Source organism: Klebsiella sp. I138, assembly GCF_051131765.1.
Lineage (GTDB): Bacteria > Pseudomonadota > Gammaproteobacteria > Enterobacterales > Enterobacteriaceae > Klebsiella.
The window spans coordinates 3600610-3625454 of sequence record NZ_CP180447.1; the positions used below are offsets into that span (position 1 = coordinate 3600610).

Sequence of the window (24845 nt, forward strand, 5' to 3'; positions counted from 1 at the left end):
TTGCAATTAGATTCCCTTCACTGGATACACAATCGATTCAGCAAAAGGAATAAAAAATGAAAAAAACACTGATTTTGACGGCCATTTCCATGCTTATTTCTGGTCAGGCAGCGGCGAAAACCTGGGTGCTGACAAGCGCTGAAAACGGCACTGACAAAGGAAACTGGCAGATAACAAGCGATCAGCTGAAAATAAAAGATCACGACTTCAGCATTGAGCAAAAGGTCCTCCATGGCGGCAAACAGGAAGGCAGTAAAATTCTCGTAATCCGCAGTAAAGATGGCCTGACTATCACCCTTAGCCCGACCCGTGGCATGAATCTGCTGAAAATTGAAGGTTTCGGCTCTCGAATGGGCTGGGATTCGCCGGTGAAAGCGGTCGTCAACCCGGCCTTTATCAACCTCGAAAGCCGGAATGGGCTCGGCTGGCTGGAAGGTTTCAATGAGATGATGGTGCGCTGTGGTTATGAATGGACCGGCCACCCGGTCACGGCTGACGGCCAAATGTATACTCTGCACGGTAAAGCCGGGAATACGCCAGCATCGCAGGTGGAAGTTGAAGTGGCGGATACCGCCCCGTATGAAATCCGTATTCGCGGGCTGGTGAAGGAGAGCACCTTCAAAAAAGCCGATTTGCAGACCATGACCGAGCTGCGCTATGTCCCCGGTAAAAATAGCTTCAGCCTGCATGATGTCTTAACCAACCACGCGGATTACCCGCATGACTACCAGATCATTTATCACAGTAATTTCGGTACACCGATTCTGGAAGAGGGAGCACGTTTTCTGGCACCAATGTCCAGCATCAGTCCGTTCAACGACTATGCAAAAGCGGGTCTGAAGAACTGGCAAACCTACGCCGGTCCGACCAAAGATTTCGACGAAATGGTCTTTAACATCCGCCCGCTGGCGGATAACGACCACCAGACTCTGGCCGCCGTGGTCAACAAAGCAGGAGATAAAGGGGCATCCATCCAGTTCGATACCCGCCAGTTGCCGGTACTGACGCTGTGGAAAAATACCGATACCGAAAAACAGGGCTATGTCACCGGTATTGAGCCGGGTACCAGCTATGCCTATCCGGTTACCATTGAGCGCGAGCAAAAACGCGTCAAACAGCTTCAGCCTGGGGCCAGCACTCAGTTTGACCTGACCTATACGCTGCTCCATAACGCGGAGCAGGTCGCCGACGTTGAGAAGAAAATCGCGACAATTCAGGGCGATACCAAAGTGGCAGAAGACGTAACGCCTATTGCAAAGGAGTAATTTAGCGCCTTAAGCATGCCCGGGTTTCGGCCTCCGCGTCGGACCCGGGCAGCCTGCCTACGCCATCACCACCTGACGTAAATCTTCGGCAAAGCGCCGGTACTGCACTTCATCAATCGCCTGAGGGTAGCCCAGCACCAGCAGTTCATGATCGGCGATGCCGGCATGATAAGTCGGGTGACAATGCGGCCACGAGCTGGCGCGAAAACCCATCGTTTCATAAAAGCGCAGGCGCTTGCGGGCAATCTCCGTGGTTAACGGATCGATTTCCAGAATAGTCAACGGTGCCCGTTCAAGGATCCGGGCCAGCAGGCGTTTGCCATAGCCGCGGGAGCGCAGCGTATCGTCAATCGCCAGGTGTTCAATGTAGCTGTAGCCGGAAAACTGCCAGCAGCCGCTCAGGCCAATAAAGACCTCTTCATCAAACCACGCTTCCAGCGCATAGTGCGGATCGCGCAGCGCCTGCTGCTTTGCCGCCAGCTCTCGCTGTTCATGCCATGGAAATGCTTTTGCGTAGAGCGCATCGACGGCAGGAAAATAAACCGAGTCGATAGCGGTGATTTTTTTCGCTATGAGCATGACAAATCCTGAGTCACAAAAAGACATCTGCCCTCACAAGGAGGGCAGAGCGGGACGGGCCGCGCGGTTACTCCGCCGCCGCCGCTTTGCTGGCCAGCTTATCGAGCAGCTTCTGATGAATACCGCCAAAACCGCCGTTACTCATGACCAGAATATGATCGCCCGGGTGCGCGGTTTTGACCACCATATCGGCCAGGACATCCACATCGGCGCTCCAGTGCGCCGGCTGCACGCAGGCTTCCGCCACTTCAGCAACCTGCCACGGAATGTGCTGCGGCTGGAGCAGGAACACTTCGTCAGCACGACCCAGGGACGGCGCCAGATCGTCTTTGCACACGCCCATTTTCATGGTGTTGGAGCGGGGTTCCAGTACCGCGAGGATCCGTGCGGTTCCGCCAACTTTACCGCGCAGCGCCTGCAGAGTCGCCAGGATCGCCGTTGGATGATGGGCGAAGTCGTCGTATACCGTCACGCCGTTGGCTTCGCCACGCAGCTCAAGGCGGCGGCGGGCGTTGATAAAGCCGCCCAGGGCGTTGGCGGCATCGGCCGGCAGGACGCCAACATGACGAGCGGCGGCAATCGCCATCAGGCCGTTATGCATGTTGTGTTCGCCAACCAGGTCCCACTTCACTTCACCGGCTTTCTCACCGTCCAGCCAGACTTCCCACTGCGAGGCATCGGCGTTCAGTTTCTTCGCCTGCCAGTGGCCCTGTTCCCCCACCAACTCCTGCTCGCTCCAGCAGCCCATCGCCATCGTCTGTTTCAGATTGATGTCGTTTTCCGGCAGGATAATTTTGCCTTTACCCGGCACGATACGCACCAGATGGTGGAACTGTTTCTGAATAGCTTTCAGGTCATCAAAGATATCCGCATGATCGAACTCAAGGTTATTGAGGATCAGTGTACGCGGGCAGTAGTGCACAAATTTGGAACGCTTATCGAAGAAGGCACAGTCATACTCATCGGCTTCGATAACAAAGAACGGGCTGTCGCCCAGACGCGCGGAGACCTCAAAATTACCCGGTACGCCGCCGATAACAAAGCCCGGCTTATAGCCGCAGGCTTCGAGGATCCATGTTGCCATCCCCGCGGTAGTTGTTTTCCCGTGGGTGCCCGCAACCGCCAGTACCCAGCGATCGCGCAGGACGAAATCATGCAGCCACTGCGGGCCGGACATATACGGAATATTATTTTCCAGCACCGCTTCGACGCACGGATTGCCGCGGGTCATTGCATTACCAATGATAACCAGATCCGGCCGAGGCTCCAGCTGACTGGCATCATATCCTTGAATTAAATCGATTCCCTGGTTTTCCAACAGGGTACTCATTGGCGGATAGACGTTAGCATCCGACCCCGTTACCTCATGACCGAGAGAACGAGCCAGCATCGCCAGTCCCCCCATAAACGTGCCACAGATACCTAAAATATGAATGCGCATTCGTCGTTTCCCTTTTTAATCTGGCGCACATTTTACCCATATGTACGGCATCAGAGAAATGCATTTCAGGCTAATCCGTTTTTTGCTGGCGCGATTCACCTGTGCGTATTTTTTTTATTCTTTGTTAAGATTGTTGCGTTCGTTTTACTTCACATAAACATGCAGGGAACGGGTTATGAAAACGTTAGGTGAATTTATTGTCGAAAAGCAACACGAGTTCTCCCACGCAACCGGCGAGCTTACTGCTTTGTTGTCGGCGATAAAGTTAGGCGCCAAGATCATCCACCGCGATATCAACAAGGCCGGTCTGGTCGATATCCTGGGTGCCAGCGGTGCTGAAAACGTCCAGGGTGAGGTACAGCAAAAACTCGACCTGTTCGCCAATGAAAAATTGAAAGCTGCACTGCGAGCACGCGATATCGTGGCCGGGATCGCCTCCGAGGAAGAAGATGAGATCGTCGTTTTTGAAGGTTGTGAACACGCGAAATACGTGGTGCTCATGGACCCTCTGGATGGCTCCTCTAACATCGACGTTAACGTTTCTGTCGGGACTATCTTCTCCATCTACCGTCGCATAACTCCGGTTGGAACACCGGTCACCGTTGAAGATTTCCTGCAGCCCGGCAGCAAGCAAGTCGCGGCAGGCTATGTGGTTTACGGCTCTTCCACCATGCTGGTTTATACGACCGGCTGCGGCGTTCACGCCTTCACCTACGATCCTTCTCTTGGCGTTTTCTGCCTCTCTCAGGAGCGCATGCGCTTCCCGGAGAAAGGCAACACGTACTCCATTAACGAAGGTAACTACATCAAGTTCCCGATGGGCGTGAAGAAGTACATCAAATTCTGTCAGGAAGAAGATACCGGTACCCAGCGTCCGTACACCTCGCGCTATATCGGTTCTCTGGTAGCGGATTTTCACCGCAATCTGCTGAAAGGCGGCATCTATCTCTACCCGAGCACCGCCAGCCACCCGGACGGCAAGCTGCGCCTGCTGTACGAATGCAACCCGATGGCGTTCCTTGCAGAACAGGCGGGCGGTAAAGCCAGCGACGGTAAAGACCGTATTCTGGATATCGTTCCGACCAGTCTGCACCAGCGTCGCTCTTTCTTCGTCGGCAACAATCATATGGTTGAAGACGTCGAAAACTTCATTAAAGAGTTCCCGGACGCGTAACGTCCCCCTTCCCCTCCCGCCCGGGAGGGGAATTTTCCGCTAGCGGTGCGCCGTTCCACTCACCCGAGTGACCGGTGAGTTCTGCCGGTTTTCCCACAGCACCGTCAGACCGCGTTGCAGCGCGATAAATACAAACAACAGAATCCCGATGGCAATTTTTGTCCACCACGAGCTGAGCGTCCCGTCGAAGTTAATATAGGTCTGAATCAGCCCCTGAATCGCCACGCCGAACAACGTGCCCAGTACCGTTCCGACACCGCCGCTTAACAGCGTGCCGCCAATCACCACCGACGCAATCGCATCCAGCTCAACGCCAACGCCGGCGAGGGCATAACCGGCCTGGGTATAGACAGAAAAGACAATCCCCGCCAGCGTCGCCAGGCCAGTGGACAGCATATAGATCCGAATGGTCGTGCTACGGGTCGAAATCCCCATCAGATTCGCGGAGACCGCGCTGCCGCCAATGGCATAGACCTGATTGCCAAAGCGGGTGCGGTGTGCCACGAAAATCCCCGCCACCACCACCAGCAGCATCAGCAGCCCCATTGCGCTCAGGCGACCGCCGCCGGGGATAGTCCACGCCAGCCCGGAGAGGGTGTCATACAGCGGATGATCAATGGGGATCGATTCCTCAGAAACCAGATAGCTGACGCCGCGCAGAAAGAACATTCCGGCGAGGGTAATAATAAACGCCGGGATCTTCAACGCATCGATAAGCCAGCCCATCAGCGCACCAAACGCACAGCCCATCGCCAGCACCAGCGGGAACGCCAGCAGCGGGTCGATTCCCCAGGAACCAATAGCCTTCGCCAGGAATACGCCGGTGAACGCGATCACCGACCCGACCGAAAGATCGATCCCGCCAGAAAGGATCACAAACGTCATCCCGACGGCAATGATGCCGAGAAAAGCGTTGTCCGTCAGAATATTGCAGATAACCCGCGTCGAGGCAAAGCCGGGAAACTGGGTTAAGCAGTACAGATAGCCCAGCACAAATACGGCCAGGGTGATCATCAGTGGCAAATTACGTTTTATCATGGCCGCGCACTCCTTTCAGTAAGCCAATAAAGCGCGGCGACTGGACGATCAACACACACAGGACCACCACCGCCTTCACGACCTGATTCAGCTCCGGCGGAAAACCCGACAGCAGGATCCCGGTATTCATCCCCTGAATTATCAATGCCCCAACCACCGAAAGCAGCAGGTTAAAACGCCCGCCCATCAGCGAACCGCCGCCGATCACCACCGCCAGGATGGCGTCCAGCTCCAGCCACAGCCCGGCGTTATTGGCATCGGCGCCACGGATATCCGCCGCGACGATAATCCCGGCAATGGCCGCGCAGACGCCGCTCAATACATAGGCCAGCATCACCACAATCCGGGTATTCACTCCGGCGTTTTTCGCCGCCCGGATGTTGATCCCCACCGCTTCGATAAACATCCCCAGCGCCGTTTTGCGGGTGAACAACCAGAACAGCAGCAGCGTCGCGGCGGCGATCAGGACCGGCGTCGGCAGCAGCAGCAGAGAACCGCTACCGAGCCAGGCCAGGTGCGCCGAGTCGAAGGTGACGATCTGCCCGGAGGTGATCAGCTGCGCGACGCCGCGCCCGGCCACCATCAGAATCAGCGTGGCCACAAAAGGCTGGATCTTGAGTATCGCCACCAGGATCCCATTCCATAACCCCGCCAGCGCCCCCGCCGCCAGTGAAGCCAACAGCACCACCGGCAGACCGTGCCCGGCAACGGTCATTGAGGCCGCAGTCGCACCGGCAATCGCCATCACCGCGCCAACCGACAGGTCAATCCCACCGGTGGCAATCACCAGGGTCATGCCTATCGCCAGTAGCGCCACCGGTGCCGCGCGGTTGAGAATATCTATCGGGCTGCCGAACAGGCGCCCGTCCTGGAGTACAACCTGGAAGAAGTGCGGCGCCACGAGGCTGTCGACCACCAGCACGAGGATCAGGGCGATAATTTGCGGCATACCTTTCGGCCAGCTGAAGCGCCGCCTGGACTGGCCCGTTTGTGGAACTGATCGAGGCATCATGGGTTACTCCTTATGCCGCAATAGCGTTCATGATCGCCGGGACGGAGAGCTCGGCGAGCGGGATCTCCGCCACCTGCTTACGATCGCGCATGATAATCACCCGATCCGCATAGCCCACCAACTCTTCCAGCTCCGAAGAGATCACCAGCAGCGCCAGGCCATCGGCGCACAGGGTCTCAATCAGGCGAATAATCTCCGCATGCGCGCCGACATCGATCCCGCGCGTTGGCTCATCGAGGATCAGGAACTGCGGTCTGGTCAGCAGCCAGCGGGAGAGCAGCACCTTCTGCTGGTTGCCGCCGGAGAGAAATTCAATCGGTTGTTCGGCACTGGGAGTACGAATACCCAACTGGCGGATAAAGCGCTCGGCAATGTCGTTTTGCTCACGCCGTGGGATTGGCCGCAGCCAGCCGCGCTGGGCCTGTAGCGCCAGCACGATATTTTCCCGCACCGAGGCCGCGGCGATAATTCCGTCGGTTTTACGGTCCTCAGGGCAGAAGCCAATGCCGAGGCTCGAAGCCTGATGCGGCGAGCGCAGCCCTTGCACTTTACCTTTAATCCACGCCGTGCCGGTGTCTGCCGGTTTGATACCGAAAATCACCTCGGCCGTTTCCGTGCGCCCGGAGCCCAGTAGCCCCGCCAGACCGACAATCTCACCGGGTCGGACCTGGAGGTCGAACGGCGCAATGACGCCTTTCTTGCCAAAGCCTTCAAAGGCGGCAACCGGTTTGTCGCTGAGCAAGGTACGGCCCGCACGATGCAGGGCATCATGCTCCAGCTCGCGGCCAAGCATCATCTTCACCAGCTCGATCTGCGGTAGTTCGCGGGTTTCCCGGCAGCCGACAAAGCCGCCGTTGCGCAGAACGGTGATCCGGTCGCTGACGGCATACACCTGATCGAGGAAGTGGGTAACGAAAATCAGACTGACGCCATCATCGCGCAGCTGACGCATCAGGGTGAAGAGCATCTCCACTTCCTGGGTATCCAGACTGGCGGTCGGCTCATCGAGGATAAGCACCCTGGCCGATAGATCAATGGCCCGGCAGATGGCGACGATTTGCTGCATCGCCACCGAAAAGCGGTTCAGGGGTTCGCGGACATCGAGGGAGAAACCATAGGAAGCCATCAGCTCAGTGGCACGCTTTTCCATCTCTTTGCGCCGCAGCAGACCAAAACGCCGGGGTTCGCGACCGATAAACAGGTTATCTGCCACCGACATGTTCGGCAGCAGGTTGACCTCTTGATAAACCGTGCCGATCCCCAGCTGCTGGGCGTGAGCGGTATTTTTCGGCGATATCTCCTGCCCTTCCAGCCAGATAGCGCCGCGATCGGCGTGGTAGACGCCGGTCAGGGCTTTAATTAGCGTTGATTTACCCGCCCCGTTTTCACCGAGCAGGGCCATGATCTCACCACGCCGCAGGCTGAAATTAACGTTATCCAGCGCTTTGACGCCGGGGAAGAACTTGCTGAGCCCTTCCGTGCGAAGGATTTCCTGATGTGATTCGCCGTTCATGATCTCCCCTCACCTTTACCCTCTCCCGATGGGGGGAGAGGGAGCTCAGCCATGCTTTAGCCATCGGGATAACTCCGGAGTCGGCGCTACCCTATCTGTTGACGGCAATGAACCTGTAGCCCGGTAAACAGCGCGCCACCGGGAACCAGGCCTGTTTTAAGCGACTCAGTAGCCCATATTTTTCTTCTTCTCGAGCTCTTCTTTTGCCGTATCCGGCAGATAAAGCGTCGATTTGGTGATGGTCAGCTTCTCAGGCAGCGTGCCGTCTTTTTTATATTTCTCCAGCGCATCAAACGCCGGTCCGGCCATATTTGGCGTCAGCTCGACGCTGGCGTTCGCTTCACCCGCCATCATCGCTTTATAAATATCCGGTACGCCGTCGATAGAGCCGGTCAGAATATCTTTGCCCGGTTTCAGACCCGCTTCTTTAATGGCCTGGATAGCGCCAATAACCATGTCATCGTTATGGGCAAAGACCATGCAGATGTTCTTGCCGTTGTTTTCCGCTTTAATAAAGCTCTCCATGACTTCTTTGCCTTTGCTGCGGGTAAAGTCGCCGGACTGAGAGCGGATAATTTTGATGTTTGGCGTTTTAGCAATAACGTCGGCAAACCCTTTCTTACGGTCGATCGCCACGCTGGCGCCAACCGTGCCCTGCAGCTCAACCACGTTACACGGTTTACCGTTGACCGTTTTCACCAGCCAGTCGCCAATCAGCTGACCTTCAAGGACGTTGTTGGCGGTGACCGTGGTCATATAGAGATCTTTGTCTTTCACATCAATCGAACGGTCGAGCAGGAATACCGGAATTTTGGCCTCTTTGGCCTCTTTCAGCACCGGTTCCCAGCCGGTCGCCACGACCGGAGCAATAAAAATGGCATCGACGCCCTGGGCAATAAACGAGCGGACGGCTTTAATCTGGTTTTCCTGTTTTTGCTGACCGTCGGCAATCTTCAGAGTGATACCGCGTTTGGCGGCCTCCTCCTTCGCAACGTTGGTTTCGGCCGCGCGCCAGCCGGATTCAGATCCGACCTGCGAAAATCCTACGGTCAAAGGGGCAGCCATTGCCATAGACGACATAGCTGCGGAAACTGCTGTGACAAGAAGTAAGCGCTTCCACATAAAAAGGTCCTCGTAGGGTTACTGTAAGTTCAATCGACATCTGCGGACAAACTATAGACAACCGGTGATGTAACTGAATGCGTTACATCACACTTCGAAAAAGTAAACTAAATGTTAATTCCCGTGATTTATTCCAGCTGAGAGCGGATAAGGCTTCCCGCAGGTCGCGGCTACCGACGGATAAGATGAAATTTTGCGCAGGTTGAGAAATCAAACAGATACAATGTAAGCGATTACATTGTTTTATTCAGGATGCAGCTATGTTTATGGATTTTCAGGTTGTTTTTCGCCGGCGAATTCAGACAGATTACCGGCCGGCAAAATAAAAGAAGCCAAGACATTCGATGTGAGTTGGCTATAATACCAGGCACTTGTTTGCCATACATTTTAAAGGAAACAGACATGAGCTTACTCAACGTACCTGCGGGTAAAGATCTGCCGGAAGACATCTATGTCGTGATCGAGATCCCGGCTAACGCAGACCCAATCAAATACGAAGTCGACAAAGAGAGCGGCGCGCTGTTCGTTGATCGCTTCATGTCCACTGCGATGTTCTATCCGTGCAACTACGGCTACATCAACCACACCCTGTCTCTGGACGGTGACCCGGTTGACGTTCTGGTCCCGACGCCGTACCCGCTGGAGCCAGGCTCAGTAATCCGCTGCCGTCCGGTTGGCGTACTGAAGATGACCGACGAATCCGGTGAAGATGCGAAACTGGTTGCGGTACCGCACACCAAGCTGAGCAAAGAGTACGATCACATCAAAGATGTGAATGACCTGCCGGAACTGTTGAAAGCCCAGATCACCCACTTCTTCGAGCACTACAAAGACCTCGAAGCGGGCAAATGGGTTAAAGTTGACGGTTGGGACAATGCTGAAGCGGCTAAAGCTGAAATCATTGCTTCCTTCGAGCGCGCTAAGAAGTAATTCTGCCGCACTCAGGTTAGCGAAAAACACCGCCTCAGGGCGGTGTTTTTGTTTATGGGACAAAACCATGCCGCACGCGCTCGTCGCCCCGATAAGCCAGGCGTCACCGGAGGCCGCACGCGCCGGTACTCGCGCACAAAAAATAACGCCACCCGAAGGTGGCGTTACCGTGGTTAATACTGGTCTCTGTCTAACCAGTTACCGCTTTCTATCAACGTAAAGCCCTCAACGGGTCGCTGATAGACATACATCCATGCGCTACCATAAGGCGTCTGGATCAGGTGACGTGCATATTCACCGCCCTTGGTGCGCAGCGCGTCCAGTTCGGCCAGCGTTGATGCGTCAATACGATACACTTCACCATGTACTGTGCCGTTACCCGGCACCGCGCCTGGATAGTGGCCCAGGCTGTACAGCTGATAATCGTTGACACTATGATCGCCCAGCCACTGAGCGTTTGTCATCCAGTGGCTGTTGCCTTGTTTGCGTCGTAAACTGCCGTAAACAAATATTCGCATTGCTAAAACTCAAACTGATAGAGCAAATCGAGAGCCTGGTCTACGCCAGACACCGCTTCCATATATAGCTTAGGCATCAAGCGATAGCGTAATGTCAGCGTCGCCAGAGAGTCAAATATACCGACCCCATATTTTACCTGCAGACCTGGCAGCACATAGCCGCTGACCACCACCTGGGAAGAGTCGCCTACCCCCTGGGTATCCAGTGCCAAATTGCTTACGCCAAACGTCTCGCCGATTTTACCCACAACCTGACCACTTTGTGCAACCCCCAGACCAACAAGCATTGATGTCATCGCCGCGCCGTCGCCCTGTTCGCTGCTCAATCCCTGGCCACGCAGCAGGTAAGAAAGTGCTTCTTGCTGCGACATTGCCGGATCAGAGAAGATTTCCGCCTTCGGCTGATCGGCCAGGCCGGTGACCCGCACGCCGGCCACCACGTCATCTTCCGTCGAGTCCGGGTTACGAATCGCTTCGATGTTCAGCAGCGGCTGGTCCGGCGGGCCGGAGAACAGCAGCTCCCCTTTACGCACGATCAGGTCCTGACCGTAGGCGTGGAAGCGTCCCTCCGGGATATTGATCTGTCCGTTCAGGCCCAGCCCCTGTTTATCCTGGGCGACTTTCAGATCGCCGGTCAGGCGAGCCTTCAGGCCAAAGGCATCAAGACGCACGTTATTACCGACATGAATCGTCAGGTTGCTGTTGATCGGGATGCCCGCGCTCTGCGGCTTGATCGGCTGCAGGGAGTCATTCAGCATCACCTCATCAGAAGAAACTCCGACGGCGCTCTCCGGCACGTCATTGACGACGATACGCGCCCACGGAACATCAACGCTACCATCAAGGCTAAATAAGCTCGGGGTGGCGGTAAAGACCACATCCGGTGAAACGTCCAGGCGTACCATCGGCGGCACGGTAATACGTACCCGGCTGCCTTTGGCGGCGATCTGCGCGCGCCAGTTATCGATCTGGGTCCAGTCGGCGTTACCACTCAGGCTGATTTGGCCCTGTTTGGTATTCACCGTCCCCTGCAGCGTTGAGCGGGTGCCGTTGAAGCTCATCGCCAGCTGACTCGGCTGCATGTCAAACGGCATAAAGTTGCCGTCGATATCGATACCACCCAGTTGCATCTGGCCAAATAGCTGCGGGCTTTGCAGGTCGCCACCAAGACGCAGACGCGCGTTGAGTTTCCCTTCCGCCTTCTCTCCCCGGGCGAAGATCGGGTTAATCATCGCCAGAGAGAAGTTGCTGATATTCACATTGCCGCCAAGATTGCGGCGCCCCTGCGGGTCGGTGACCTGCACCTGCCCGTCCAGCTGACCGTTATTGGTCAGGCGAATCAGCCAGCCGAGCTGTGCACGATTGTTATGCAGTTCAGCTGTCAGGCTCAATGTATCGAAGGCCACCGGCAGCGGCGCATCGTTGACCATCTGGGTGACTTTCACATTGCGCCCGTTCAGCGTCACCTTGCCCTGTGGCAGCCCTTCTTTGGTCGTGTCCCAACTGACATCTGCGTTGCCGCTGAATACGCCGCTGGCCTGGGTCGCCTCCGGCATAAACGGCTTCAGCATCGCCAGGTCAAAGCGGTTCAGATTCACTACCGCCCGCCCGCTGGCCCCGGCGTCGATGGTTTGCGGAACGCACAGCTCTGCATTCGGATTACTCCAGCAGTGCGGCCCGATACTGATTTTTTGCTCGCGATTACGGTAGTCCAGCGCGATGTTGCGCGTCAGGGAAACCGGCCCAACCGGCGTCTGGAAGCGGGTATTGCTCAACGTTCCCTTCCAGCGCTCCTCTTTACGATCGAAGCTCCCAGCCAAAGAAAGCTGCCCGGACACCGGATCACCCTGCACTTTCAGCTGCAGGTCGTGCTGCTTCTCATTCCCTTTGGCGTTCAACTGCACCAGGCTGATATTGACGCCCGGCTGGCTGATACGGTCAACGCGGATATCAAGATTGCCGCCAATCTGGTCACTGGACTTCACGTCACCCTTGACGTTAACCTGAGCCACCGTCAGCTCCTGCCAGCGCAGCGCACGGGCGGTGATATCCGCCAGCAGCTGCGGCGCGTCCACGGTGCCACGTACTTTCAGCAGCCCTTTCGCCGTGCCGCCGAGCCCCGGCAGCGCATTATCCAGATTAGGCGCATCAATGGTGGCATCCAGGTTCAGATCTTTAATCCCCAGCTCGCCCTTCACCTCTGCGCTATTCTTACCGAGCGCCAGGTGTAGCCCGGGGATTTTCCACTGCATATAGCTGTTACCCTGCAGTGAACCGTTAACATCGACCTTGTTCTGCTTAACGTTCCCGGTGATTTTCAGCTCCGGAACCGACATCTGCCAGCTCCCGCCGTACAGGCTCCCCTGGGTTTTAATCATCCCGTTCAGTTTCGACGGCCAGTCCGGCACCTCTTTGGCCGTGTTGATACCGTCGAGCGTCAGCTCGCCGCGCCAGCTGATAGCCTGCTGCCAGTCGAGCAGCGCTTTCAGTTCGGTTTTCCCTTCCAGCGCTGCAACGGTCAGCTTATCGAGGTTAATCTGCTGTTCATTCCCTTTGGCATTGAGCGTGATTTTAGCCGGTGGCAGCGATTGCCCTTTCACCGCGGTACTGAACGCCATGGTGTAATCGGTCATCTTGCCATTAAATTTCAGCAGTACATCATCGGCCTGGAACTGTTTTTCGCCACTAAATGGCCAGTACAGCTGCTTACTCTTCAGCTCCATATTCAGCGGTAGCCCGGCTTCCGCCAGCTGCGCGTCAGCGCGTAGCGTCATCGCCACAGAACCGGCTAAATCCACGCCGATTTCCAGTTTTTTACGCACTTCACCGCCGACTTTCAGCTTCACTTTCTCCCCTTTCAGCGGATCAATATTCAGCGTGCTGTTGAGGGTGATGTCTACCGGCCAGTTATCCTGCAGCTGCGCGGTGCCCGATGCATTGACCTTACCCTGATCGGAATCGATATCCAGCGTATCCAGCTTCATTTGTCCGTCGATGCTGCTGACCTTCAGCAGCAGGCTGTAGACGGTCATATCGGTATCACCGGTGACGCGTAGCTGCTCGCCGCGGAACGACTGGATATTCAGGTTCAGCGGCAGATGAACGTCGGTCATTTCCGGCAGAACGGGCTGAGAGAACAGCGCTTTCATCGTCTCGCCGAGCGGTTTTTCTTCCGGCTTCGGATGTTCAATCTTCGGCTCAACCACCTGCTCCTGAGCCACTTTCGCCACCTTCGGCAGCGCGATAAGCAGTCCCTGCAGCGACGTTGGCGTCAGGGTCAGGTTCTTCTCCTGCCAGTTCAGGCCGGTGGAGAAGTCCCGCACCGACACGGCGGTGTTATCGATTTTGACGTTCACGTTTTGCAACGCCACACGACTCAACGTAATGGGATACGGCGTTGAAAGATTCAGCGGCCCCGTGTCCTCTTCCTCTACCGGCGCAGAGGGTGGCATTTTGCTGGTGTCGATCGCCACGTAGATATCGCGCAGCGAAATGTCGTTCACGCACAGGCTGCTGTCCCACAGGCATTGCAGCTTAACCGCCAGATGGAACTGTCCGGCCGTGACCGCCACGCCCGGTTGTTCAAAACGCACGTTTTGCAGCGTCAGGTCACGCCAGCCGCCGGTCACCTTGCCAATTTCCAGACCAGGTACCCAGCGGTCCGCCGCCTTCAGCACCAGGTGCAAGCCGCTGGTCGTGCCGACCAGAAACGCCACCGTCCCCAGCAGCAGGACCACAAAGATCAGTACCCCGAGGCTTATCTTCTTCCATAAACTCATAATTCAGGCCCCAGACCGATGTAAAACTGTAAACCGTGCTCGTCTTTATCGCCGACCGGTGCGGCAATATCCAGCTTGATCGGGCCAACCGGCGACTGCCAGCGCACGCCGACGCCGGCGCCGGTTTTAAAATCGCTTTTGCGGATATCGCTCACCGCTTCACCGCTGTCGACGAATACGGCGCCCCACCATTTTCCGCTGACGTTGTACTGATACTCCAGCGAGCCTGTTGCCAGCTTCGAGGCACCAATCAGCTTGCCATCGTCATCCTTTGGCGAGATCGATTTGTATTTATAGCCACGAATACTGCGGTCGCCCCCGGCGAAGAAGCGCAGATCCGGTGGAACCTTATTGAAATCATCGGCTTCAATCCAGCCGAGGTTGCCGCGCACCACAAAACGGTGGCGGTCGTAGAGCGTGCGGATCCACACATCCTGCGCCTGAGCGACGATGAAGTTGATATCCGAGCCCCACATGGTGTTGGAGTAGTCCACCGAATAGCGCTGGGAGTCGCCCCAGGTCGGCATCAGGCCGCCGCGTGAACGGGTACGGTTCACCGACACCCCAGGATAGATAAGCATCGTGGTGTTGGTGACGTTGGCCTGGGTAAAGTGGTCGAGGCTCCAGCGCAGGTTGATAGCGCGCTGCCAGCCGCTGGACAACTCCCAGTAGCGCGAAAGCGCCAGCGTCGAGGAGTCGGCTTTGGTATCGTTGAGGTCCGTGCGCTTAAAGCCGCCCTGCATTAGATAGTATTGCTCAAGAGGGTTCTTCAGCAGCGGAACTTTATAACTAAAATCAAGCTGTTGTTCGGGGGCGGAGAGGCTGATGCTGGACGTTAAGCTGTGGCCATAGGAGTTCATCCACGGCTTTTTCCAGGTCGCCTTGACCCGTGGCCCAACGTCCGTTGAATAGCCGACACCGGTCTCGACGGTGTTTTCTTTGCGCGGCGAAACCACGCCATGCAGCGGCAGGACCTTGGTTTTGCGCGATTTATCAAATTCCGGCGCCACCACTACCGAACTGAACCAGCCGGTCGCCGCCAGGCGACGGTTTAGCTCCGCCAGATCCTCAGAGGTGTAGTAATCCCCTTGCTTAAACGGCACCAGGTTTTGCAGGTATTCATCGCGGATTTGCGACCCACTGAACGAAACGTCGCCAAAACGGTAACGTTCGCCGCTGTTGTAGTCGATATCCCAGAAGGCCTGATGGCGGTCAAGGGAAACGCCGAGTTGGCTTTTAAGGAATTCGCTGTCAAAGTAGCCTTTACGCAGCGCAACATGGGTGAGCGAGCTCTTGAAGCTGTCATAATCGCCATGATTCAGCACGGTGCCGATAGCCGGGCGTTTTTTTAACAAATCCAGATAGTCACGGTCGGTGCGTGCACCGCCCCGCAGAATGACTTCCGTGCCGCCAATACGCACCGGTTCGCCTGGCGTCACTTTTGCAATCAGCACCTGTCGGCCGGTTTTCGGTGGCGGACGGAGGTCGAAAGTGATGGTCGGTTCGTAGTACCCCAGGGCCTTCAGCCCTTCGCGAATCGCATCATCAACGCGCGCGCGAAAGCGACGATCCGGCGTGACTTCATCGCTCTGGATCGTAGAAAGTTGAGCTCGGACGTTTTTTTCCAGCTCTCCGGATAACCCCTCAACCTGCAAACGCACGCTCGCGGCGCTAGCGATCCCGCTGACCAGCAAAAGGCTGGTGACACATAACTGGCGGATTTGTAGCACGTTTTCTCCTGAATATCCTTGTTTCCCCCCGAAGGAAACGAAAGCGCCGTTCCACGGCTTAATAAAACCCCAACAACTGAGGGTTGAAAAAGAAACGCTAAACCAAATAATTCTTATGTTTAAATCTAGACGTATCGAGCATGTTTATTGTGTAAAAAGACACGCTTCGTTACAACCTTAACCACGACTTATGTTTTGAGAGGCCAACCGTGAGTCTATTTGATAAAACGCATCTTGTCGCCCAGGCGGATGCGCTGCCAGGACGCAACACCCCTATGCCGGTGGCAACACTCCACGCTGTCAATGGCCACTCCATGACCAACGTCCCTGACGGGATGGAAGTTGCGCTGTTAGCGATGGGCTGTTTCTGGGGCGTTGAGCGTCTGTTCTGGCAGCTGCCGGGCGTTTACAGCACCGCCGCAGGCTATACCGGCGGCTATACGCCAAACCCAACCTACCGTGAAGTCTGTACCGGCAACACCGGCCATGCCGAAGCCGTACGCATCGTTTACGATCCACAGGTCATCAGCTACGCGCAGCTGTTGCAGATTTTCTGGGAAAATCACGACCCCGCTCAGGGAATGCAGCAGGGCAATGACCATGGCACCCAGTACCGTTCCGCCCTTTATCCGCTGACCCCGGAACAGGATGAAGCGGCGAAAGCCAGTCTGGCACGTTTCCAGGCCGCGATGCGCGACGCTAACGACACGCGTGAGATCACCACGGAAATTACCTCGGCGAAGCCGTTTTACTACGCTGAGGACGATCATCAGCAATATCTGTACAAAAACCCGCACGGCTATTGCGGTATCGGAGGCATTGGCGTCTGTCTGCCTCCGCAGGCATGATACCGTTTATAGCTAAGGTGAATAATTAACGCTCTGGCGGCTTTACAGTAGCTTACGCTATACTACCCTGTGTTATAGCCGGTCCAGAGCCTTCGGACCGGTTTTTTATGTATTCCACAGTAGAGTTATCAACTTCCCTTCCGAGGATCTGGCCTCAACGGCTGGATAAACTATGTTAAATAGTATTTTAGTTATTCTTTGTCTGATCGCTGTCAGTGCGTTTTTTTCGATATCTGAGATCTCGCTGGCAGCTTCACGTAAGATCAAACTCAAACTGCTGGCCGATGACGGCAACGTGAACGCCCAGCGCGTTCTCAAAATGCAGGAAAACCCAGGCACCTTCTTTACCGTCGTGCAGATCGGCCTCAACGCCGTCGCGATTCTTGGTGGTATCGTGGGTGACGCAGCATTCTCGCCAGCCTTCTACAGCCTGCTGAGCCAGTACATGTCTGCCGAGCTTGCAGAGCAATTGAGCTTTATCATCTCCTTTACCCTGGTCACCAGCCTGTTCATTCTGTTCGCTGACCTGACCCCGAAACGCATCGGTATGATTGCGCCAGAAGCCGTTGCTTTGCGTATCATCAACCCGATGCGCTTCTGCCTGCTGGTCTTCCGCCCGCTGGTATGGCTGTTCAATGGCATGGCCAACAATATCTTTCGCCTGTTCAAAATACCGATGGTGCGTAAGGACGATATTACTTCCGATGATATTTACGCCGTCGTTGAGGCCGGTGCGCTGGCCGGGGTGCTGCGTAAGCAGGAACATGAACTGATTGAGAACGTTTTCGAGCTGGAATCGCGTACCGTTCCATCGTCCATGACCTCGCGTGAAAACATTATCTGGTTCGATCTGCACGAGGATGAGCAGAGCCTGAAGAACAAAGTGGCAGAGCATCCGCACTCTAAGTTCCTCGTCTGCAACGAAGATATCGACCATATCATCGGCTACGTTGACTCAAAAGATCTGCTCAACCGCGTCCTGGCGAACCAAAGCCTGGTGCTGACCGGCGGCGTACAGATTCGCAATACGCTGATTGTTCCGGATACGCTGACGCTGTCAGAAGCGCTGGAAAGCTTTAAAACCGCCGGTGAAGACTTTGCCGTCATCATGAACGAATATGCGCTGGTGGTGGGGATTATCACCCTCAACGACGTCATGACGACTCTGATGGGCGATCTGGTCGGTCAGGGGCTGGAAGAACAGATTGTCGCTCGTGACGAGAACTCCTGGCTGATTGACGGCGGCACACCGATTGACGACGTGATGCGCGTGCTGGATATCGACGAATTCCCGCAGTCCGGTAATTACGAAACCATCGGCGGCTTTATGATGTTTATGCTGCGTAAGATCCCGAAACGCACCGATGCGGTAAAATTCTCGGGCTATAAGTTCGAAGTTGTGGACATCGATAACTACCGTATCGACCAGTTGCTGGTCACGCGCATCGATAACAAACCGACGGTACTGGTGCCAAAGCAACCGGAAGCCGCGGATAGCGAACCAGAGTCGGCATAAGCCCCTCTCTCTTAACAATCAAAGGCGGATGAAAAGTCCGCCTTTTTTATTGCCCGAATGTGAAGCGGCTCACGCCGCTCAGGCAATAGCAGATTTTTACTACTCCATAGCGAAACCTTCATGACTCCCCTTTACGCAAAAAGGTAACTTTGCTCGCGTCTACACGATCATATTCCTGCACAAAGGAAGAGAGGGTTACCATGATAGAATCAAATAAAAATTACTATATAAGCTGTCTGTTCTTTCTGTTCTTCTTTATTGGTTGGGGATGTTGTTATCCCTATTTATCACTATGGCTAACAGAAACCATCGGCATTAACTATACCGATGTTGGCCTGGTGTACTCCTTTACCGCCATTATTGCCGTGTGCGTCCAACCGTTATTCGGTTTTATCTCCGACAAACTAATTTATCGTAAGAATCTGATGTGGATGCTGGCGATAATTATTACCTTATTCGCCCCATACTGGATTTATATCTTCGCACCGTTATTAAAAATTAACGTTTTTCTCGGCGCACTGGCCGGTGGTATCTATATTGGTATGGCCTATGGCGCTGGTTGCGGTATTTGTGAAGCCTACATTGACAAGGTCAGCCGCGCTTCCGGGTTTGAATTTGGTCGCGCCAGAATGTTTGGCGGTATTGGTGCGGCCATCGGTACTTTTGCAGCAGGTAAGCTCTACGGGATCGACCAGAATATGATTTTCTGGTTAGCCAGCTGCGCCGGGGTTTGCCTGCTGGTGATTGTCTGGAAAATGCAAATCAGCACTGACAAGCAAGGCACCATGCAGACCGGAAAGGCCTCGCCGGTCACCTTAAGCGATGCCACCTCATTGCTGAAAATGAAGAAATTCTGGTTCTTTGCCATCTATATGATTGGCGTTGGCGCGGTGTATGAAACCTACGACCAGCAGTTCGCTATCTATTACAGCCACTTTTTTGCAAGCAAAGCACGCGGCGCGGAGGTCTTTGGCTATTTAACCACCGGTCAGATCTTCCTTGATGCCATCGTGATGTTCTTCGCACCGTGGTTCGTCAATAAAATCGGTCCCAAAAATGCCTTGTTGTACTGCGGAATGATTATGAGCCTGCGCATTATAGGTTCTGCCTGGGCAGTCGGTCCGGTATCTATCAGCCTGATTAAACTCCTCCACGGCTTTGAAAGCTCAGTATTACTTGTCGCTGCATTAAAATATATTTTCGCTAACTTCAACCCTCTGCTTTCCGCCACGGTTTACTTAATTGGGTTCCAGTTTTCAAAAAGCTTTAGCTCCATTTTTCTTTCTACCGGTATTGGCCACATGTATCAGAGCATAGGCTTTACCAGTAGTTACATTGTGCTTGGCGGGATTGCACTGTGCTTCACGTTGATTTCATTCATTACGCTGGACAGAGCGCGTGTTTTTGTTCCTCAGCCAGCGCTCGCCCATTAATTTAAGGAGGTAACCGACATGTCTGATTTATTTTATGGCGTGGCTTATTACGATGAATATATGCCTGAAGATCGGCTGGAGAAAGATATCGCACTCATGCGCGAAACGGGCATTAACGTCGTACGCATCGCGGAATCTACCTGGAGTACCCTGGAACCGCAGGAGGGCGAGTATAATTTCTACCATATTGACCGGGTACTGGATGCCATGCATAAAGCCGGGATCGCGGTGATTATCGGCACCCCGACTTACGCCGTCCCGGCATGGCTGGTGGCGAAACACCCGGACATTCTGGTCACCACCGCTGAAGGTCAGCAAAAATATGGCCCGCGGCAGATCATGGATATCGTCAATCCCAATTTTCGCCGCTATGCCGAAAAAATTATCCGCACCCTGATGGCCCACGTCCATCGCCATCCGGCAATTATCGGCTGGCAGCTGGATAACGAAACCAAGCATTACGACAATATTGGTCGCTATATGCAGGAGGGATTCGTTCGCAGCCTGCAGGAAAAATACGCAAGCCTGGCTCAGCTCAATAAAGATTTTGGTCTGGATTACTGGAGCAATCGCATCGATAACTGGCAGGATTTTCCACCTGTCGAAAATACCATTAACGCCAGCCTCGCCTGCGCATTTTCCCGTTACCAGCGCCAGCAGGTGACAGAATATCTGGCCTGGCAGGCGGAAATCGTGCGCGAATATGCGCAGCCGCAGCAATTTGTCACCCATAATTTCGATTTTGAATGGCGCGGCTATTCCTACGGCGTGCAGCCGCGTGTCGACCACTTTGCGGCGGCGCAGACGCTGGATATTGCCGGTGTCGATATCTATCATCCGAGCCAGAAGCACCTGACCGGGCGGGAGATCGCCTTTGGTGGCGCCATCACCCGTTCGCTGAAGCAAGGGCAGAACTACTTCGTGCTGGAGACGCAGGCCCAAGGATTTGCCCAGTGGACGCCGTTCCCGGGCCAGCTGCGTCTCCAGGCCTTTAGCCACGTGGCTTCGGGGGCGACGATGGTCTCGTACTGGCACTGGCATTCCATTCATAATTCGTTCGAAACCTACTGGAAGGGGCTGCTAAGCCACGACTTCTCACGGAATCCCACCAGGCAGGAAGCCACCACCATCGGCGCTGACTTCGCTCGCCTGTCGCCACAGCTGGCGGGCCTGCAGGCAGAGAACGACGTCGCACTGCTGGTAAGCAATGAGGCGATGGACGCGCTTAACCAGTTCCGTCCCGGCGACGCGCAGGGCAATGTCTATAACGACATTTTTCGCCGTTTCCACGATGCGCTGTACGACCACAATATCAGCCTGGATATCATCCATGATGTTAATGAAGCGACATCACGTTACCGTACGCTGATTATTCCCGGGCTCTACGCGGCTGATGATGGCCTGCTGTCGCGGATCAACCGCTACATAGAACAAGGCGGCAGAGCGTTAATCGGCTTTAAATCCGGGTTTAGTGATGAAAACGTCAAGGTGCGCAGCACCACCCAGCCGGGGATCTTGCATGAAGCCTGCGGCGTGAGCTACAGCCAGTTCACCCTGCCGGAAGAGACCACGGTGAGCTCATGCAGCGCAGCCATTGATTGCAGCAAAGACAATCAGGCCGAGCTATGGATGGAGCTGCTGACGCCAGATTCCACTACCCGCACGCTGCTCCGCTATCAGCATCCGGCATGGGGCGATTATGCCGCCGCTACCGATGCAAATTACGGCCACGGGCGCGCCATTTATATTGGTTTTCTGCCTCAGAAGACGCTGATTAGCCAGTTGTTTGATGTCCTGACCGCTGACCTGGACCTGCGCTCACGCACTTCAGCGTACCGCTATCCACTGGTGGTTAAGAAGATGCGTAACCGTGACGGCAAGCGCATCCATTTCTTGTTCAACTACTCCGGCGAGCCGCTGGATTTTATCAGCGAAACAGCCGGTAAAGCGCTATTGACCGGAAATGAGGTAAGCTGCGACCAGCCGCTGCGCCTTGAGGCGTGGGAATTTAGTATCATCGAAAGTTAAACGCGCTGCGCGCTCAGGTGGGGAAACTATGGAGCTGGATATCAATGAGTTGCTGAATTTCTCACCCTTGATGAAGACCTTTACCTTCAACGCCTGGGTCGTCGCCGGTTTTACGCCTATCACCCGTGGGTCAAAGCTGGACTATTACATTAACCGTCCGCAGGGCATGAAAGGCTACATCATAAACCTGACCCTGCGCGGCCAGGCCCGCGCCAAAGCGGGCGACGGTTCCCTGCTGTTTCGGCAAAACGATCTGCTGCTGTTCCCGCCCGGTGTGGCTCATCACTACGGGCGGGACGAACACAGTGAGTACTGGGACCATTTATGGATCTATTTTATCCCCCGCCCCTACTGGATAGACTGGCTTAAATGGGACCAATCCACCCACGGAATCGGCAAAACAACGGTTAACGATCCTGAGCAGCTGCAGGAGTTGCGCGATCTTTTCTACGAGGTTATTCGCCACCACAGCGCCAGCGCTCCCCTTTCAGAAGCGCTGGCGATGAACGCGCTGGAGCGCCTGATCCTCAACTGCTTTCAACGTCAACCGATCAGCAATCGCCATGCCCACGATCCGCGAATAAACGCCGTATGTGACTACCTCAACGAACATATTGCGCAGGAGATTAAGGTGGAGACGCTGGCTGCGATGGTGTTTATCTCTCCTTCGCGGCTCTCGCATCTGTTCAAAAATGAACTGGGGCAGACGGTGTACGCCTGGCGTGAGATGCAGCGTATCAACCGGGCAAAATGGTTAATTCAGAGTACCTCGCTGCCGCTGAACAAAATCGCGCTTTCAGTGGGCTATGGCGACCCGGTCTATTTCACGCGGATCTTCCGCAAACATAACGGTATACCGCCGGGCGAGTACCGCAAACGTTATGCGGAAATGAAGGGATAGAAACACTAACGGCTCCCATCAGGAGCCGTTTTATTTACCGCATAGCTATATCGTTATTCAGGTTAAGCCATCTCTGTTTGCAGACGCAGAACCTGACGATTGACTTCAGACATCACAGAAAAATGCTGCTTGTCTTTGACCTTCGGGATAAGGATTTTTCCCTTATCAAACTCAAAAGCGCCAACATCCTTGATGTATAACCGTCCACGGAACAGGATCTTCACGTACTTCGCCACTTGCAGCGGATTGTAGCGTTGGAAAATTTTCATTGTTGTCTCCTGCCAGGGTTACGCTCTTGTGGTGCCACATTTGGCCCACGATTCGGGAGCGCAAATTTAATGCCCTGAAACTATAGTCCAGAACCTCTGTAATACCCAGCATGCATAAGTTTATTTACCTTTTGATGACAATAATTAAGAACTTTCTTTTCAAACATACGTAGAAGCTAGTATAAGTCGCCGATTTCCTTCGAATATGTGCGTTACCACGCAAACTGGCACCCTGATTGCGTGTAAAGCCGGGAAATCGCATTTATGCTTAAACGAGACCAAGTGGTCGGATCACCTGCATAAAAATAAGGACCCATCATGACCCTACGTAAGCTCCTGGCGGTTTCATGCCTCCTGTTTCCGCTGATGGCCTCAGCGCATAATTTTGTCGATGGCCAGCGTGTCGCGCCGGTTGGCATTGCCGACCGGGGAGAATTAATTCTGGATAATGATAAGTTTAGCTATAAAAACTGGAATAGCTCGCAGCTGGCAGGAAAAGTTCGCGTGGTGCAGCACATTGCCGGGCGTACGTCGGCAAAAGAGAAAAATGCCACCCTGATAGAGGCGATTAAGGCAGCTAAGTTCCCGCACGATCGCTATCAGACCACCACCATCGTCAATACCGATGACGCCATTCCTGGCTCCGGCATGTTCGTGCGCAGCAGCATTGAGAGCAATAAACAGCTCTACCCCTGGTCACAGTTCATTGTCGACAGCAACGGTCTCGCTCGCAAAGCCTGGCAACTGGATGAAGAGAGCTCAGCGATAGTGGTGCTGGATAAAGAGGGGCGCGTTCAGTGGGCCAAAGACGGCGCACTCACCCAGGACGAGGTGCAGCAGGTCGTCGCGCTGCTGCACAAACTGCTTAGTAAATAGAGACCCGGAATCCAGGGTTGAGGAAGGATTCACGCGGAGTATAGTCCAGTGTGCGGCCCTGCCAGTCGTGAACGTGCGCCCCGGCAGCGACCGCAACGGCATGACCTGCGGCGGTATCCCAGGTACTGGTCGGCCCGAAGCGCGGATAAAGCTGAGCCTGGCCTTCCGCCACCAGGCAGAACTTCAGCGACGAACCGATTGAGGTAGTCTGATGCTCGCCAATCTGTTCCAGATACTCCTGCAGTTCCGGGTCGTTGCCGTGAGAACGGCTAATCACTACCAGCGGTGGCCGGGCATCCCGCACCTGAATCCGCTTACGCATGCCGCATTCGTCTTTCCATGCTTTCCCGCCTTCCGCGCAGTACAGCACGTTTAAGACCGGGGCATAAACCACGCCAAGAACGGGTTTCCCCTTTTCAATCAAGGCAATGTTGACGGTAAATTCACCGTTACGTTTAATAAATTCTTTGGTACCGTCCAGCGGGTCCACCAGCCAGTAGCGCTGCCAGTGCTGACGTACTTCCCATCCGGGAGGGTCTTCTTCCGAGAGCACCGGAATGTCGGGCGTCAGCGCCAGCAGGCCGTTGATAATGACGTTGTGCGCGGCAAGATCCGCCGCCGTTACCGGAGAATCATCTTTCTTGCTGGCAACGTCCATCGGTTGTTTTCCATCATAGACGTCCATGATGGCATCACCGGCAATCCGTGCAAGTTGACATACTTGTTCTAACATTCTCCACCTCATCTGGTTGCAGTGGCGTTAACTCGTTGTTTTAGTTATATCGCATCGCTGCGAGTTCCGCTATCTGTGATAGCGATGGCGGTTTCATGACACACTTTTCGGCATGATTCACATTTCTGTAAGCAACAGGA

At 54.8% G+C, this 24845-nt stretch carries 20 protein-coding genes; 9 read left to right on the forward strand and 11 right to left on the reverse strand.

All coding sequences use genetic code 11. The annotated features are described in order from the left end of the window. Positions 1-56 precede the first annotated feature (56 nt). Positions 57-1265, forward strand: a complete 1209-nt coding sequence (locus ACMYSK_RS16805; RefSeq protein ID WP_434637061.1) for an aldose 1-epimerase family protein — start codon at positions 57-59, stop codon at positions 1263-1265. Between the two features lie 57 nt (positions 1266-1322). On the opposite strand, the gene ACMYSK_RS16810 is transcribed toward ACMYSK_RS16805, so the two are convergent. Beyond that, positions 1323-1844: a GNAT family N-acetyltransferase gene (locus tag ACMYSK_RS16810; protein WP_434637063.1), complete on the reverse strand. Its 522-nt coding sequence runs from the start codon at positions 1842-1844 to the stop codon at positions 1323-1325. Between the two features lie 67 nt (positions 1845-1911). Continuing rightward, positions 1912-3285 carry a UDP-N-acetylmuramate:L-alanyl-gamma-D-glutamyl-meso-diaminopimelate ligase gene (gene mpl / locus ACMYSK_RS16815; RefSeq protein WP_434637065.1) on the reverse strand — a complete coding sequence of 458 codons (1374 nt, stop codon included), beginning with the start codon at positions 3283-3285 and terminating at the stop codon, positions 1912-1914. A gap of 175 nt (positions 3286-3460) precedes the next feature. Here mpl and fbp point away from each other — a divergent pair, with 175 nt between their 5' ends. Continuing rightward, complete coding sequence (fbp, locus tag ACMYSK_RS16820; protein WP_434637067.1) at positions 3461-4459, forward strand: class 1 fructose-bisphosphatase; 999 nt, start codon at positions 3461-3463, stop codon at positions 4457-4459. A gap of 39 nt (positions 4460-4498) precedes the next feature. Here the strand turns inward: fbp and yjfF are convergent, their stop codons facing one another. The 4 genes from yjfF to ytfQ form a co-directional block, all read right to left on the reverse strand. Next, complete coding sequence (gene yjfF / locus ACMYSK_RS16825) at positions 4499-5497, reverse strand: galactofuranose ABC transporter, permease protein YjfF (protein WP_434637069.1); 999 nt, start codon at positions 5495-5497, stop codon at positions 4499-4501. Then, positions 5484-6509, reverse strand: coding sequence for a galactofuranose ABC transporter, ATP-binding protein YtfT (gene ytfT, locus ACMYSK_RS16830; protein WP_434637071.1), 1026 nt, complete (start codon positions 6507-6509; stop codon positions 5484-5486). Before ytfT ends, yjfF begins: the two co-directional genes overlap by 14 nt. Positions 6510-6519: 10 nt before the next feature. Further along, positions 6520-8022 (reverse strand): galactofuranose ABC transporter, ATP-binding protein YtfR, encoded by a 1503-nt coding sequence (gene ytfR / locus ACMYSK_RS16835; protein ID WP_434637074.1) that lies wholly within the window; start codon positions 8020-8022, stop codon positions 6520-6522. Between the two features lie 165 nt (positions 8023-8187). Continuing rightward, entirely contained in the window at positions 8188-9144 is a 957-nt protein-coding gene (ytfQ, locus tag ACMYSK_RS16840; protein ID WP_434637076.1) for a galactofuranose ABC transporter, galactofuranose-binding protein YtfQ, read from the reverse strand. Between the two features lie 402 nt (positions 9145-9546). On the opposite strand from ytfQ, the gene ppa reads away from it, so the two are divergent. Beyond that, positions 9547-10074 carry an inorganic diphosphatase gene (ppa, locus tag ACMYSK_RS16845; RefSeq protein ID WP_123757880.1) on the forward strand — a complete coding sequence of 176 codons (528 nt, stop codon included), beginning with the start codon at positions 9547-9549 and terminating at the stop codon, positions 10072-10074. 173 nt (positions 10075-10247) lie between these two features. On the opposite strand, the gene ACMYSK_RS16850 is transcribed toward ppa, so the two are convergent. The 3 genes from ACMYSK_RS16850 to tamA are packed head-to-tail and all read right to left on the reverse strand — an operon-like array spanning position 10248 to position 16101. After that, complete coding sequence (locus ACMYSK_RS16850; protein ID WP_434586624.1) at positions 10248-10592, reverse strand: gamma-glutamylcyclotransferase family protein; 345 nt, start codon at positions 10590-10592, stop codon at positions 10248-10250. A 2-nt stretch (positions 10593-10594) separates the two neighbouring features. Continuing rightward, positions 10595-14371, reverse strand: coding sequence for an autotransporter assembly complex protein TamB (gene tamB, locus ACMYSK_RS16855; RefSeq protein ID WP_434637078.1), 3777 nt, complete (start codon positions 14369-14371; stop codon positions 10595-10597). Continuing rightward, the gene (gene tamA, locus ACMYSK_RS16860) at positions 14368-16101 is read right to left on the reverse strand and encodes an autotransporter assembly complex protein TamA (RefSeq protein WP_434637080.1); all 1734 of its coding nucleotides are present in this window, start codon (positions 16099-16101) and stop codon (positions 14368-14370) included. Before tamA ends, tamB begins: the two co-directional genes overlap by 4 nt. 209 nt (positions 16102-16310) lie before the next feature. Here tamA and msrA point away from each other — a divergent pair, with 209 nt between their 5' ends. The 5 genes from msrA to araC all read left to right on the forward strand — a co-directional run bounded on the left by msrA (position 16311) and on the right by araC (position 22827). Then, entirely contained in the window at positions 16311-16949 is a 639-nt protein-coding gene (msrA, locus tag ACMYSK_RS16865) for a peptide-methionine (S)-S-oxide reductase MsrA (RefSeq protein ID WP_434637083.1), read from the forward strand. Positions 16950-17121: 172 nt separating this feature from the next. Further along, positions 17122-18465, forward strand: a complete 1344-nt coding sequence (locus tag ACMYSK_RS16870; protein ID WP_434637085.1) for a hemolysin family protein — start codon at positions 17122-17124, stop codon at positions 18463-18465. A 200-nt stretch (positions 18466-18665) separates the two neighbouring features. Further along, positions 18666-19898: an oligosaccharide MFS transporter gene (locus ACMYSK_RS16875; RefSeq protein WP_434637087.1), complete on the forward strand. Its 1233-nt coding sequence runs from the start codon at positions 18666-18668 to the stop codon at positions 19896-19898. A gap of 18 nt (positions 19899-19916) precedes the next feature. Next, positions 19917-21926 carry a beta-galactosidase gene (locus ACMYSK_RS16880; RefSeq protein ID WP_434637089.1) on the forward strand — a complete coding sequence of 670 codons (2010 nt, stop codon included), beginning with the start codon at positions 19917-19919 and terminating at the stop codon, positions 21924-21926. 28 nt (positions 21927-21954) lie between these two features. Further along, a complete protein-coding gene (araC, locus tag ACMYSK_RS16885) occupies positions 21955-22827 on the forward strand; it encodes an arabinose operon transcriptional regulator AraC (protein WP_434637092.1) in 873 nt (290 codons plus the stop codon). A 62-nt stretch (positions 22828-22889) separates the two neighbouring features. Here the strand turns inward: araC and ACMYSK_RS16890 are convergent, their stop codons facing one another. Continuing rightward, a complete protein-coding gene (locus ACMYSK_RS16890) occupies positions 22890-23096 on the reverse strand; it encodes a DUF1107 domain-containing protein (protein WP_041143739.1) in 207 nt (68 codons plus the stop codon). A gap of 318 nt (positions 23097-23414) precedes the next feature. Between ACMYSK_RS16890 and ACMYSK_RS16895 the strand changes: the two genes are divergently transcribed. Next, on the forward strand, positions 23415-23972 hold the full coding sequence (locus ACMYSK_RS16895) for a YtfJ family protein (protein ID WP_434637094.1): 558 nt from the start codon (positions 23415-23417) through the stop codon (positions 23970-23972). Here the strand turns inward: ACMYSK_RS16895 and cysQ are convergent. Continuing rightward, positions 23962-24705: a 3'(2'),5'-bisphosphate nucleotidase CysQ gene (gene cysQ, locus ACMYSK_RS16900; RefSeq protein WP_434637097.1), complete on the reverse strand. Its 744-nt coding sequence runs from the start codon at positions 24703-24705 to the stop codon at positions 23962-23964. The two genes, ACMYSK_RS16895 and cysQ, sit on opposite strands and share 11 nt — an antisense overlap. Positions 24706-24845: the final 140 nt, after the last annotated feature.